At 63.5% G+C, this 12,870-nt stretch carries 13 protein-coding genes and 1 pseudogene; all 14 read left to right on the forward strand.

Going from position 1 to position 12,870, the window contains the following annotated elements; genetic code table 11:
* The first annotated feature begins 127 nt into the window (after positions 1-127).
* The 14 genes and pseudogenes from ccoN to SKP52_RS05660 all read left to right on the forward strand — a co-directional run bounded on the left by ccoN (position 128) and on the right by SKP52_RS05660 (position 12,736).
* Positions 128-1,786 (forward strand): cytochrome-c oxidase, cbb3-type subunit I, encoded by a 1,659-nt coding sequence (gene ccoN, locus SKP52_RS05600; protein WP_039572678.1) that lies wholly within the window; start codon positions 128-130, stop codon positions 1,784-1,786.
* A gap of 10 nt (positions 1,787-1,796) precedes the next feature.
* The gene (ccoO, locus tag SKP52_RS05605) at positions 1,797-2,570 is read left to right on the forward strand and encodes a cytochrome-c oxidase, cbb3-type subunit II (protein WP_039572680.1); all 774 of its coding nucleotides are present in this window, start codon (positions 1,797-1,799) and stop codon (positions 2,568-2,570) included.
* A complete protein-coding gene (locus tag SKP52_RS05610; protein ID WP_039572683.1) occupies positions 2,567-2,725 on the forward strand; it encodes a cbb3-type cytochrome c oxidase subunit 3 in 159 nt (52 codons plus the stop codon). The genes ccoO and SKP52_RS05610 overlap by 4 nt, the downstream gene beginning before the upstream one ends.
* Positions 2,718-3,674 (forward strand): cytochrome-c oxidase, cbb3-type subunit III, encoded by a 957-nt coding sequence (gene ccoP, locus SKP52_RS05615; protein ID WP_039572686.1) that lies wholly within the window; start codon positions 2,718-2,720, stop codon positions 3,672-3,674. Before SKP52_RS05610 ends, ccoP begins: the two co-directional genes overlap by 8 nt.
* Complete coding sequence (gene ccoG, locus SKP52_RS05620; RefSeq protein WP_039572688.1) at positions 3,661-5,118, forward strand: cytochrome c oxidase accessory protein CcoG; 1,458 nt, start codon at positions 3,661-3,663, stop codon at positions 5,116-5,118. The genes ccoP and ccoG overlap by 14 nt, the downstream gene beginning before the upstream one ends.
* Entirely contained in the window at positions 5,115-5,585 is a 471-nt protein-coding gene (locus SKP52_RS05625; RefSeq protein WP_039572692.1) for a FixH family protein, read from the forward strand. The genes ccoG and SKP52_RS05625 overlap by 4 nt, the downstream gene beginning before the upstream one ends.
* Positions 5,582-7,699 carry a heavy metal translocating P-type ATPase gene (locus SKP52_RS05630; RefSeq protein ID WP_039572696.1) on the forward strand — a complete coding sequence of 706 codons (2,118 nt, stop codon included), beginning with the start codon at positions 5,582-5,584 and terminating at the stop codon, positions 7,697-7,699. The genes SKP52_RS05625 and SKP52_RS05630 overlap by 4 nt, the downstream gene beginning before the upstream one ends.
* Entirely contained in the window at positions 7,696-7,851 is a 156-nt protein-coding gene (gene ccoS / locus SKP52_RS05635; protein ID WP_039572699.1) for a cbb3-type cytochrome oxidase assembly protein CcoS, read from the forward strand. The genes SKP52_RS05630 and ccoS overlap by 4 nt, the downstream gene beginning before the upstream one ends.
* The gene (locus SKP52_RS26900; protein ID WP_148309035.1) at positions 7,848-8,081 is read left to right on the forward strand and encodes a hypothetical protein; all 234 of its coding nucleotides are present in this window, start codon (positions 7,848-7,850) and stop codon (positions 8,079-8,081) included. The genes ccoS and SKP52_RS26900 overlap by 4 nt, the downstream gene beginning before the upstream one ends.
* Before the next feature lie 62 nt (positions 8,082-8,143).
* On the forward strand, positions 8,144-9,472 hold the full coding sequence (gene hemN / locus SKP52_RS05640) for an oxygen-independent coproporphyrinogen III oxidase (RefSeq protein WP_039572703.1): 1,329 nt from the start codon (positions 8,144-8,146) through the stop codon (positions 9,470-9,472).
* A 181-nt stretch (positions 9,473-9,653) separates the two neighbouring features.
* A pseudogene (locus SKP52_RS26905) lies at positions 9,654-9,839 on the forward strand (5-aminolevulinate synthase); the annotation flags it as partial.
* A gap of 304 nt (positions 9,840-10,143) precedes the next feature.
* A complete protein-coding gene (locus SKP52_RS05650) occupies positions 10,144-10,821 on the forward strand; it encodes a response regulator (RefSeq protein ID WP_039579952.1) in 678 nt (225 codons plus the stop codon).
* Complete coding sequence (locus SKP52_RS05655; RefSeq protein ID WP_039572708.1) at positions 10,821-11,843, forward strand: sensor histidine kinase; 1,023 nt, start codon at positions 10,821-10,823, stop codon at positions 11,841-11,843. Before SKP52_RS05650 ends, SKP52_RS05655 begins: the two co-directional genes overlap by 1 nt.
* Before the next feature lie 191 nt (positions 11,844-12,034).
* The gene (locus tag SKP52_RS05660) at positions 12,035-12,736 is read left to right on the forward strand and encodes a LuxR C-terminal-related transcriptional regulator (RefSeq protein WP_052207866.1); all 702 of its coding nucleotides are present in this window, start codon (positions 12,035-12,037) and stop codon (positions 12,734-12,736) included.
* Positions 12,737-12,870: the final 134 nt, after the last annotated feature.

Below are 12,870 nucleotides of genomic sequence, written 5' to 3' on the forward strand. Positions count from 1 at the left end.
CCGGTGCCGCGCCGCATCATTGATAGCGCGCAATCGATTCGTTGATCCTGATCAATGAGTTTGGGTCTGCCGACACCCATGACCGTCCCGAGCCGCGGCCAAAGGCTGCGCGAAGCGGGGATTCGATATGGACGGTCTGGTAATGAAAGCGGGCGGATGGCTGGGGCTGGCCCTGTTCGCGCTGGTGATGGCGGCGCTCGCGGTCGATGCGCCCTTCGCGGTGCATATGATGATCGTGTCGATCGCCTGCATGACCGTGCTTTGGGTTACGATTTCGCGCGCCGACTATGGCGCGATCGCCCGCGGCATCCTAAAAATGCCGGCCGATCAGGGCGTCTATGACGACGACCCGATCCGCTGGGGCGTCATCGCGACGCTCTTCTGGGGCATCGCGGGCATGGCGGCGGGGCTGTTCATCGCGCTCCAGCTCGCTTTCCCAGTCCTCAACCTCGGCTTCGAATATACGACCTTCGGACGGCTGCGTCCGCTGCACACCTCGGCGGTGATCTTCGCCTTCGGTGGCAACGCGCTGATCGCAACCAGCTATTATGTCGTTCAACGTACGTGCCGCGCGCGGCTCGCTTTCCCGACGCTCGCGCGCTTTGTCTTCTGGGGCTACCAGCTCTTCATCGTTCTCGCCGCCACCGGCTATCTGATGGGGGTTACCGAGGCGAAGGAATATGCCGAACCCGAATGGTATGTCGATCTATGGCTCACCGTCGTCTGGCTCTCCTATCTCGCGGTCTTCGTCGGCACGATCGTCCGCCGCCGCGAGCCCCATATCTATGTCGCGAACTGGTTCTACCTCAGCTTCATCATCACGATTGCGATGCTGCATCTCGTCAACAATCTGTCGATGCCCGCGAGCATCTTCGGATCGAAGAGCTATGCCGCCTTCGCCGGCGTCCAGGATGCGCTGACCCAATGGTGGTACGGGCATAACGCGGTCGGCTTTTTCCTGACCGCCGGCTTCCTCGCGATGATGTATTATTTCGTGCCGAAGCAGGCCGAGCGCCCCGTCTATTCCTACCGCCTTTCCATCATCCACTTCTGGTCGCTGATCTTCCTCTACATCTGGGCGGGACCGCACCACCTCCACTACACCGCGCTGCCCGACTGGGCGCAGACGCTCGGCATGGTCTTCTCGATCATGCTGTGGATGCCGAGCTGGGGCGGGATGATCAACGGGCTGATGACGCTCAACGGCGCGTGGGACAAGATCCGCACTGACCCGATCATTCGCATGATGGTCATGGCGCTCGCCTTCTACGGCATGAGCACCTTCGAAGGCCCGATGATGTCGATCAAATGGGTCAACTCGATGTCGCATTACACCGACTGGACGATCGGTCATGTGCACAGCGGCGCGCTCGGCTGGAACGGCATGATCACCTTCGCCTGCGTCTATTATCTCGTGCCGCGATTGTGGAACCGCCCGCGCCTCTACAGCCTGCGCATGGTGAACTGGCACTTCTGGCTCGCGACCGTCGGCATCGTTTTCTACGCCGCGTCGATGTGGGTTGCCGGCATCATGCAGGGCCTGATGTGGCGCGAATATGGGGCTGACGGCTATCTGGTCTACAGCTTTGCCGAAAGCGTCGCGGCGATGCATCCGATGTACATCATCCGCGCGACGGGCGGGCTGCTTTACCTCGCCGGCTTCCTGATCATGATCGTCAATGTCTGGGCGACGCTCGCGGGCAAGGTCCGCGCCGAAAGGCCGATGACCGAAACCCCGCACAATCCCGCAGCGGATCGTCCGCTCGTCGCCGTGCCCGCCGAATAAGGAGCCGAAGATGGCCGCCCAACCCGCCGAAAAACGCTTCAGCCACAAGAAGCTCGAGCGCAATGTCAGCTTTCTTGGCCTGCTGGCGCTCGTCGCGGTGACGATCGGCGGCATCGTCGAGATCGCGCCGCTCTTCTGGATCGACAACACGATCGAAAAGGTTGACGGCATGCGGCCCTACACGCCGCTCGAACTCGCTGGCCGCAACATCTACATGCGCGAGGGCTGCTACACCTGCCACAGCCAGATGATCCGCCCGTTCCGCGACGAGGTCGAGCGCTATGGCCATTACAGTCTCGCCGCCGAGAGCATGTACGACCACCCTTTCCAATGGGGTTCGAAGCGCACCGGGCCCGACCTTGCGCGCGTCGGCGGCCGCTATTCGGACGAATGGCACCGCGCGCATCTGATCGATCCGCGTAGCGTCGTCCCCGAATCGATCATGCCGCCCTACGCCTTCCTCGCCGAGAAGGACCTCTACACCGGCGATATGCGAAGCGACCTGCGCGCTTTATCGCGGGTCGGTGTGCCATACACCGAGGAAGCGATCGCGGCAGCGAACGAGGATTTGAAGGCACAGGTCGATCCGGGGGCCGGAATCGACCTTCAGAAGCGCTATCCCAAGGCGCAGGTGCGCGATTTCGATGGCGACCCCGATCGCCTCACTGAAATGGATGCGCTCGTCGCCTATCTCCAGATGCTCGGTACGCTGGTCGACGTCGATAAGGCAGGCCCGCAGGAGCAGGCGCATGCCGCCGAGACCCCGAAGGCCAAGGCGCCATGACCTACGACGCACTTCGCCATTTCGCCGACAGCTGGGGCCTCCTGGCGATGGCGATCCTGTTCCTCGGGCTGGTGGTCTGGCCGTTTCGCAAAGGCGCGCGGCGCCACCACGACGACGCTGCAAACATGATCTTCAAGGAAGACGAGCATGGCTGATCCCGAAAATCTCCCGGCCTCCGCCGAAGGGCACCGCGTCGACGAGGCGACGGGCACGCGCACGGTCGGTCACGAATGGGACGGTATCGAAGAGCTCAATACGCCGCTCCCGCGCTGGTGGCTCTGGACCTTCTATATCTGCATAGCCTGGGCGGTCGTTTATGCGGCGCTCTATCCGGCATGGCCGATGCTCCACAGTGCAACCAAGGGGACTCTCGGCTGGTCGTCGCGCGGCCAGCTCGCGCAGGAGATGAGGGCTGATGCGAAACGTCGCGCGCCTGTCGTCAATGCGATAGCCACGACGGCGTTGACCGACCTTCCTGCCAAGCCCCAGCTCATGCAGGCCGCGGTCCAGGGCGGCGGTGCAGCCTTTCGCGTCCATTGCATCCAGTGCCATGGCGCCGGCGGGGCGGGACTCAAGAAACTCTATCCCAGCCTGACCGATGACGACTGGCTGTGGGGAGGCGACCTCGCCTCGATCCAATATACGATTACCCACGGTATCCGGAACCCCGACCATGAAGCGACGCGCGCCAGCCAGATGCCGGCGTTCGGCCGCGACGACATTCTCGACGCGCCCCAAATCGACGATGTCGTGAGCTATGTCCGGACCATCAGCGGGCAGGACAAGGCCGGCGCCGCCGCGACGCGCGGCGCTGCGATCTTCGAGGCCAATTGTGCGGTCTGTCATGGGTCGGGCGGGCAGGGCGGGCGCATCGTCGGAGCGCCGAAGCTCACCGACGCCATCTGGCTCTACGGCGGCGATCGCGACAGCCTGACGGCGACGATCAACCAGCCGCGCAACGGCGTCATGCCGCGCTGGAACAGCCGTCTCGATCCCGCGACGATCAAGATGCTCTCCGCCTATGTCTATTCGCTGGGCGGCGGTGAGAAAGCCCAGCCTGCGATAGCGGCCACCGAAGGGCAGGGAGCCGATGGCCAGCCCTGAGGACCTCACCGGCGAGAACGGGCCGCTCTATGCGGCGCGGAAAGGCGTCTATCCCAAGAAGGTCGACGGGCCATTCCGCCGCTTTAAATGGTCGGTGATGTTCGTCACCCTGGCGATCTATTATGGAACGCCGTGGATTCGCTGGGACCGCGGCCCCTATGCGCCCGACCAGGCGGTGCTGGTCGATCTGGCGCATCGCCGTTTCTTCATGTTCCAGATCGAGATCTGGCCGCATGAATTTTACTATGTCGCGGGCCTGCTCATCATGGCGGGCATCGGGCTGTTTCTCGTCACTAGCGCCGTCGGGCGCGCCTGGTGCGGCTATGCCTGTCCGCAAACGGTGTGGACCGACCTGTTCCAGCATGTCGACCGGCTGGTCGACGGCGACCGCAACGCCCAGATCCGGCTGGCGAACGGTCCCTGGACCTTCGAGAAGCTGGTCAAGCGCACGATCAAATATGGTATTTATCTGGCGGTCGCCTTCTGGACCGGTGGCGCTTGGATCATGTATTTCGCCGATGCGCCGACGCTGACCGCCGATTTCTGGACCGGTCAGGCTGCGCCCGTCGCTTATGGTACCGTCGCCGTCCTCACCGCGACGACCTTCGTCTTCGGCGGCTTCATGCGCGAACAGGTCTGCATCTATATGTGCCCCTGGCCGCGTATCCAGACCGCGATGATGGACGAAAAATCGCTTCTGGTGACCTACAAGGACTGGCGCGGCGAACCGCGCGGCAGCACCAAGAAGGCGCAGACGCATCCCGGCGCCTTCGGCGATTGCATCGACTGCAACCAATGCGTCGCGGTGTGCCCTACCGGGATCGATATTCGCGAAGGGCCGCAGATCGGCTGTATCACCTGCGCGCTCTGTATCGATGCCTGCGACGGCGTGATGAAGCAGGTCGGCCGACCGCGAGGGCTGATCGACTATTGCACCCTCGACGACGCCGCGATCGAAAAGTCCGGCGGTATCGCTCAGACTGTCCGCAAGACGCTCTCGCGCCCGCGCACGCTGATCTACCTAGGCATTTGGACAGCCATCGGCGCCGCGATGATTTTCTCACTCGGTCAGCGCACGCGGCTCGACCTCGCGGTCCAGCACGAACGCAGTCCGCTCTATGTGCAGCTGTCCGACGGCCATATCCGCAACAATTACACGCTGAAAGTCCGCAACATGGAGACGCGGCCGCGGCGCGTCGCAATTGCGGTCGATGGTTTGCCCGATGCGCGCCTTTGGACCGAGGCCGGCACGCGCGAACGCGCCAGCCAGCATCTCGAAATCGCGCTGGCGCCCGATAGCGTAACCCGCGTGAAACTTTTCGTCGCGGCGCCCAGCGCCGGACCCGAGCGCCAGGACTTCGCCATCGCGGTGCGCGGCCTCGACGGCGACCCGCGCGGCGACAGCGACATCATCCAGTTCGACCGGCCGGAGGCGGGACAATGACCGAGCAATCGAGGCGCAAGGCCTTCACCGGCTGGCATATGACCGGAATTCTCGTCGCTTTCTTCGGCGTCGTGATGGTGGTCAATTTCACCATGGCGACGCTCGCGTCGTCGAGCTTTGGCGGAACGGTCGTGGACAACAGCTATGTTGCGAGCCAGAATTATAACGAATGGCTGCGGCGGGCCGCCGATCAGGATCGCCTCGGCTGGCAGGAACAACTCGACCTCGATGCTGCGCGCCATATCCGCGTCGCGGTCCGCAAGGACGATCAGCCCCTCACGCAACTTGCAGTGCAAGCGACCCTCAGCCATCCACTCGGCCGCATGCCGGCGCGTGTCATGGTCTTCGAGCCCGTCGGCGGCGGGATCTTGCGCTCGACACAGGCCGTCCCTGCGGGTCGCTGGTGGCTCGACCTCGCGGTGCGCCATGGCGACGAGGATGCGCATTATCGGGTCAATGTCCAATGAGCGGCGCGGCCGCTCTTGTGGAACGCGACTTTGCCGTTCCCGACATTCGCTGCGCGGGCTGCATCGCAAAGCTCGAACAGGGCCTCGTGCGCGACCGCCGTATTGCCGCGGCACGCGTGAATTTCACGGAAAAGCGCGTGCATCTGAGCTGCGTCCCCGATGCCGACGTGCCCGACCTGATCGGCGCCTTCTCCCTCCTCGGATTCGAAGCGCATCTCCTTGGAAAAGGTCCCGACGAAGCCGATGCCGAGGCCGCGAGCAGCCGGGCGCTCCTAAGCGCCGTCGCGGTTTCGGGTTTCGCGATGATGAACATCATGCTGCTGTCGGTCTCGGTCTGGTCGGGCGCGACCGGCGTGACCCGCGACCTCTTCCATTGGCTCTCGGCGATGATCGCGCTACCGACCATCGCCTATGCGGGCCGCCCCTTCTTCCGTTCGGCCTGGCGCGCGCTCAGCCACCGCCATACCAATATGGATGTGCCGATCAGCATCGGGGTCCTGCTCGTCAGCGCGATCAGCCTTTACGAGACCCTGACGCATGGCGCTCACGCCTATTTCGACGGGGCGGTCATGCTCCTCTTTTTCCTTCTCTGCGGGCGCTGGTTCGACAGCGTGATGCGCGACCGCGCGCGTGGCGGCGTTGCCGCTCTGCTCCGCAATATGGGAACGGGCGCTCTGGTATTGCGCGGCGAGGGTTCGGGGCGCTGGGTCGATGCGACCGCGCTCGAACCGGGAATGGTCATGCTTGTCGCTGCGGGCGAGCGGCTCGCTGCCGATGGAGTTGTCCTCAGAGGTGAGAGCCGGTTTGATCTGTCGCTGCTTACCGGAGAAAGTGCCCCGGTCGCAGCGCATGTCGATGACCAAGTCCACGCCGGAACGCTCAATCTCGATGCGCCGGTTCGTGTTCGCGTCACCGCGGCAGGCGGCGACACTGCAATCGCGGATATCGCAAGGCTGATGGGCGAGGCGGCGCAGGGTAAATCGCGCTATGTCCGCATCGCCGACCGGGCGGCCCGCCTCTATGCCCCTGCCGTACATTGCCTGGCGCTGGCCGCCTTCACCAGCTGGATGATCGCGGGGGCTGGCTGGCACCAAAGCCTCCTGATCTCAGCGGCGGTCCTGATCATCACCTGTCCTTGCGCACTCGGACTCGCCGTGCCTGCGGCGCAGATCGTCGCGGCGGGCGAACTCATGCGCCGCGGCGTCTTGATCAAGGATGGATCGGCGCTCGAGCGCTTGGCCGAAGTCGATCTGGCGCTGATCGACAAGACCGGCACGCTGACCCTAGGGCGCCCGGTCGCTCTCGACCTCGACGCGCTCGGGTTTCATGCCGAGGGGCTGCTCCTTGCGTTGGCTCAGGCCAGCCGTCACCCTCTGAGCGAAGCGCTCCGCCGCGATCTGACGGCGCGCGGGGTCCAGCCGGAACCGGTTGAGTCTGTCCGCGAAATGCCTGGATTCGGCGTGACCGCAATGTGGAAGGGGCTCGCGGTGTCGGTCGGCCGACCACGTCAGAATCTGAACGATAGTGCGCTTGCCACGCAGCTTTCGATCGATGGAGAAGCGGTGGCGACGGTCCACTTCGCCGACCAACTTCGTCCCGATGCCCGCAGTGCCATCGACGCGCTGCGGGCGCAGGGTCTCGGCGCGACGATATTGTCGGGCGACCGGGCCGAAGCCGTGGCTCCCGTCGCGCGCGAACTCGCGATGACCGCGCAGACGAGCATGAGCCCGCAAGACAAGCTTGCGGCGATCGCGCGGTTTGGCAGCGGAGGTCACAAGGTGCTGATGATCGGCGACGGCCTCAACGATGGCCCGGCGCTCGCCGCGGGTCATGCCTCGATGGCCCCGGGCTCGGCGAGCGATGTCGGCAAAAACGCCGCCGACTGCATCTTCCTGGGCGACCGCATGATGCCGGTGGTCGACACGATACGGATGGCGCGGAGCACGCAGGCCATCGTGCGCCAGAACTTCGCGCTCGCCATCGGCTACAACGCGATTGCCGTCCCGCTCGCCTTTCTCGGACTCGTGACGCCGCTGATCGCCGCCATCGCCATGTCGGGCTCGTCGCTGATCGTTGTCGGGAACGCGCTGCGGCTCAAAAGGGCGCTCCGGTGAACGGCGTCCTCCTCCTGATCCCGATCGCATTGGGGCTTGGCCTTCTGGGCCTCGCCTCCTTCTTCTGGTCGCTGCGCCAGGGACAGTTCGACGATCTCGACGGCGCTGCGCTCCGCATCTTTGTCGAAGATGAAGAGGATCTGGCCCCATGATCGCGCGCTTCCTCGGCACGTTGCTGGCGAGTTTGGGCCTCGCTCTTGCACCGCTCGCGAGCGCCGCCACCATATTGATGGTCCCCAGCTGTAGCGGCGCGTCGCATCTTATGGTGCTCCCGCACGATCCTGCCTCGCCTCCCGAGCGGGGAGGCGGCTGCGCCAAGGCCTGCCATGCCATGACCGATCGCAGGGCGAAATCGCCGACCGGACGAAAGTCATGCTGCTAATCCGTCCGCCAGCGTTGATCTCGGTCAATGCGGGCGGCGCATTGGCCCGCTAGGCCTTTCTTATGTGGACCTATCATCCCGATCTGCTTGCCAAACCGGTCCCGCGATACACCAGCTATCCGACCGCGATGGAATTCGACGAGGCGGTCGGCGCAGCCGATTACGGCCGCGCGCTCGATGCGGTCGAGGCCGCGACGCCGGTCTCGCTCTATGTGCACATCCCCTTTTGCGAAAGCATTTGCTGGTATTGCGGGTGCAATACCGGCGCTTCCGGGCGCAAGCAGCGGCTCGCCGACTATCTGACCGCGCTCCGCGCCGAGATTGCCATGGTGGCGAAGCGGCTCGGCGGGCGCGGGCGCATCCAGCGCATCGCCTTCGGCGGCGGCAGTCCCAACGCGATCGCTCCGGTCGAGTTCGTGCGGTTGCTCGACCGCATCCTCACTGTCTTCGATGCCCACCGGCCCGACATTTCGATCGAACTCGATCCGCGCGGCTTCTCGGCGGAATGGGCGCTCGTTCTCGCCGCCGCGCATGTCACGCGCGTCAGCCTCGGCGTCCAGACCTTCGCGCCGCACATCCAGCAGGCGATCGGCCGCATCCAGCCGCTATCGCACATCGAGCGCGTCGTTGCCGGGCTGCGCCTCCGCGATATCGACGCCATCAACTTCGATCTGATGTACGGGCTGCCGGGCCAGACGCTTGCCGATCTCGACGAAACTCTCGACGAAACGATCCGCCTTGCACCGAGCCGAATATCGCTTTTCGGCTATGCGCATCTCCCGCACATGATCCCGCGTCAGCGCCAGATCGACGCCAGCAACCTGCCCGATCACAAGCTGCGCTTCGAGCAGGCATGGCGCGGTTATGAGCGGCTCACCGATGCCGGCTATGTTGCCATCGGGTTCGATCATTTCGCGCTGCCCGCCGATCCGCTTGCCATCGCCGCGCGCGAAGATCGGGTGAACCGGAATTTCCAGGGCTTTACCGAGGATGACAGCCCGATACTCGTCGGCATCGGAGCAAGCGCAATCAGCCGCTTTCCCGATCTCCTCGTCCAGAATGAAAAGCGCGCAGGCGTCTACCGCGATCTCATCGCAGCCGGTCAGTTGACCGCCGTTCGCGGCGCATCGATCGACGCCGAGAACCGCGAGCGCGGACGGATCATCAAGGAACTTCTCTGCCAGGGCAGCGCCTGTCTTGAATCCGGATGGCTGCGCCCCGCGCAGACTGCGCTCGCCGATTATGAGCGTCTGAAAATCCTTCGCTGGGACGATGACCGGCTCGTCGTCGAAGACGATGGCTTGCCCTATGCGCGGCTAGTTTCGGCGCAATTCGACCGGTCCCGCGGCGCGATCAAGCAAGAAGATGTTGCGCAAATGGCCTCGATCTAGACACGCACCCCGGCCGGAATCCGGTTAGGCTCGTTTGCCGATCGGGGCAGCAATCGGTCCGTCCGCGTCCCGGCAAAAATGCCCGGCCTTCCAGTACGTGTTAATCCTGATGGGAAGGCGAGCGCGTCCGACGGATAGAAGCTACTTTATCCCGGCTATTTCGACCTTTGGGCGCAGGCCTATACGCTACAACCAGATTTTCAGCGATGCGATCGCGCGCCTGCACGAAGAGGGGCGCTACCGTATATTCCTCGATATCCTGCGTGCCCGCGATGCCTATCCTGGCGCGCGCTGCTTCGACGAGTCCAGCGAAGCTCGGCCGATCCCCGTCTGGTGCTCGAACGACTATCTCGACATGGGGCAGCACCGCAGTCCCATCTTCCGCTCTCGTCGATCTACGGCAGTGAACGGCGGTACGTGCATCTAGAGGATGTTGAAGACGTGCAGCACCAGCCAAAGTAGCGACAGCCCCGCAAGAATACCAAGAAACCAGCCTTCTTTCCGCATTGTTTCTCGTCCTCCGTCCAATGGGCCACTGCAACCTCAATTGTAACAATTCAAGCGCGATCACGCCCGGCCGTCCATCGACCTATTGGATTAAGCCTTATGGGTTAGATTGTTGGGCTTGACCAATGGGGGGCGAGGGTGCTGCACTCCCGCCGGGGGATAGCGTGCGCATACTCATCGTCGAGGACAATGCCAGGATTGGTGTTTTGACTGCCGAAGGGCTTTCGGCGATGGGATTTTGCTGCGACGTCGCACCGACGCTTTCCGAAGCTTCGGAGCTTCTTGCCGCGACCAGCTACGACATCATCGTACTCGACCTCGGGATGCCCGATGGCGACGGGCGTGCATGGCTGATGGTCGAGCGCGCCCATGGGCTGGTCACGCCGGTGATCATGCTCACCGCGCGATCGGCACTGGGCGACCGCATCGATGGCCTCGACGCGGGGGCCGACGATTATCTCGTCAAGCCGTTCGCGGTCGAAGAGCTTGCGGCACGCGTGCGCGCGCTCCTTCGCCGGCCGGGTGCTCGCTCGACCCCGATCCTTTCTGTCGGCGCGATCCTCTTCGATACGATAGCGCGCGTCGGTAGCTGCCGCGGCGAACCCCTCCGCCTCAGTCTGCGCGAAGCCGCCCTGCTCGAATTGATGATGGTCAAGGCGGGCAGCGTCGTCAGCCGCGACCAGATCGAGGCATCGCTCTATTCCTTCGACGAACCCGTGACGCCCAATGCCATCGAAGTGCTGGTATCGCGGGTCAGGAAGAAGCTCGCCGGCTTGGGTGTACACGATCAGTTGGTGACGCTTCGCGGCGTCGGCTATCTGATGCTGGAGCCCGTCGACTGATGCAGCAGGGTCGCTCGATCATCGACGAACTGCGAACGGGTTTTGCCTGGATGGCCCTCACGGGCAGCATCGTGCTTGCCGCATTTCTGGTGGTCGATTTCGAACTGGTCCGGAGGGATATCCGCGAAAGCTACGGTCATATCGGCATTGTTCATGAGGTGATCGATCATGTCATTTTCCCGATCATCGTCCTGCTCGCACCCTTGGCGATCGCGACGCGATGGTTGATCGCCCGGGCGCTGAAGCCGCTGCATGACGCGGCGGAGTTCATTCACCAGGCAACCGGCCGCGAACGCGGTTTTCGCGTGACGCTCGCCGATTTTCCCATCGAAGCCTTGCCTTTTGCCGAAGCCGTTAATGCACTGCTGTCGCGTCTCGACGATGCGGCCCGGCGACAAGAGGGGTTCGCCGCCGACGTCGCGCACGAGATCAAGACGCCGCTCGCGGTCGCCATGCTCGAGCTGGAGAGGCTCAAGACCACCGATGCGGACCGCGTGATCGCCGGTCTTGGGGGGATGAACCGGTTGGTCGAGCAATTGCTGGTGCTCGCCCAGCTCGATGCTTACGCGGCCGCGCCGCAGCCGTTTCGACCGATCAATCTGGCGGACGCGGCATTGGAGGCGATCAAGCTCTGCGCGGTCGATGCGGCACACAAGGGGGTCGCGCTCGCGTATCGAGACGAGGGTGGGCCGATGGTTATGGGCCGGATCGAGGCGGTGACCGCGGCGCTGCGCAATCTGGTCGAAAATGCCGTCCGGGTGACCGCTGCGGGCAAAGAGGTCGTAATCATGCGCGGGCCGGGGGCCCATATTCGCGTCGTCGATGGCGGACCCGGGATCGATCCCGCCCGGCTGCTTGCCTTGTCGGACCGTTTCCGGCGCGGCGAGCATGCGAGTTACGGCGGCGCCGGGCTGGGCCTGTCGATCGTCGCGCGAATCATGGAAGTGCATGGCGGAGCGATGCGAAGCCATCCGGACCAGCCATCGATCGAACTGGATTTCGACACTATTGTAGCGACTTGATACAGATTTCGCCCCCGTCAGCTTCCTGTAAGCAAAAACCGCTAGGTTGCTAAGAGAAGGATTCGGTAGGGCGGATCTTTCCGACGGACTAGCTCAAGACAAAAAGAGGGGAGCAGCTATCCTGGTTTCACAGCGGGTCGCAACCGTTGATGAACTTTGGGGGAAATATTTTGTCCGCTGTATCAAGGGCGTTGGTTTGGGAACGGCAGTTGCTTTGCCGAAGCGGTCTCGCTTCCATTATCCGGCGCGAGTTCAGTCATTGCGACGTTGCAACCGCCGGTGATGCCGAACAGGCTCTCGACTGGCTGGCCGCAACCGGCGCGCACGGCATGCTGGTTCTCGACGGGGGGATCGACCTGAAGTTTGTGGTCCCCGACGGTATTCGCGGATTGCGTCGCCGCTTTCCGCAGCTTTCGCTGGTGATCGTCGATTGGCGGCGCGATCGGGACGCGGTGCTCCGCGCCATTTCCGACGGCGCGCATGGTTTTGTTCCGAAGGACATGGAGCAGGATGAAATGCTCCAGGCCTTCCGGCAGGTGATGGCTGGTCAGGTCTATGTTCCGCCGATCGTCAGCGATGTCGACGCGGAAACGCTGGCCAAAGGCTCTTCTGGTTCGCACCAAGCCTCGATATCCAGCCTCACCGAACGCCAGCGCGAAGTGCTGACGCATATGTCGATGGGCAAATCCAACAAGGAAATCGCCCGCTCGCTGCGCATCTCCGAAAGCACGGTAAAGGTCCATGTGGCCGCGGCATTCCGCCTGCTCGGCGTGCATAACCGCGTTGGGGCGGTTGCTGCGCTGCAGAGCCGCGGAGACGCGTCGGCGCATCTCCGCGACCAATTTCTCGCCCGCCGCGCGAATGCCGATTTCCGGACGCGCGCTTTCGGATAATATCATCGGAAACAGAATTATTCGCGCTCGCTCAGGCGAGTAAAAAGATCTGTGTCTTCTTATTGGCCAAAAGTACTAGATAATATTGCCATGCCGATAGTGAAGAAGACTCATGGAGTCCCATATCGGGCTAG

The sequence above is a fragment of the Sphingopyxis fribergensis genome, from assembly GCF_000803645.1.
Classification (GTDB): domain Bacteria; phylum Pseudomonadota; class Alphaproteobacteria; order Sphingomonadales; family Sphingomonadaceae; genus Sphingopyxis; species Sphingopyxis fribergensis.

What these genes read in the sequence shown, in the direction of transcription:
- ccoN (WP_039572678.1), top strand. Translation starts at nt 128, where the DNA reads ATGGACGGTCTGGTAATGAAAGCGGGCGGATGGCTGGGGCTGGCCCTG.
- ccoO (WP_039572680.1), top strand. Translation starts at nt 1,797, where the DNA reads ATGGCCGCCCAACCCGCCGAAAAACGCTTCAGCCACAAGAAGCTCGAG.
- SKP52_RS05610 (WP_039572683.1), top strand. Translation starts at nt 2,567, where the DNA reads ATGACCTACGACGCACTTCGCCATTTCGCCGACAGCTGGGGCCTCCTG.
- ccoP (WP_039572686.1), top strand. Translation starts at nt 2,718, where the DNA reads ATGGCTGATCCCGAAAATCTCCCGGCCTCCGCCGAAGGGCACCGCGTC.
- ccoG (WP_039572688.1), top strand. Translation starts at nt 3,661, where the DNA reads ATGGCCAGCCCTGAGGACCTCACCGGCGAGAACGGGCCGCTCTATGCG.
- SKP52_RS05625 (WP_039572692.1), top strand. Translation starts at nt 5,115, where the DNA reads ATGACCGAGCAATCGAGGCGCAAGGCCTTCACCGGCTGGCATATGACC.
- SKP52_RS05630 (WP_039572696.1), top strand. Translation starts at nt 5,582, where the DNA reads ATGAGCGGCGCGGCCGCTCTTGTGGAACGCGACTTTGCCGTTCCCGAC.
- SKP52_RS26900 (WP_148309035.1), top strand. Translation starts at nt 7,848, where the DNA reads ATGATCGCGCGCTTCCTCGGCACGTTGCTGGCGAGTTTGGGCCTCGCT.
- hemN (WP_039572703.1), top strand. Translation starts at nt 8,144, where the DNA reads ATGTGGACCTATCATCCCGATCTGCTTGCCAAACCGGTCCCGCGATAC.
- SKP52_RS05655 (WP_039572708.1), top strand. Translation starts at nt 10,821, where the DNA reads ATGCAGCAGGGTCGCTCGATCATCGACGAACTGCGAACGGGTTTTGCC.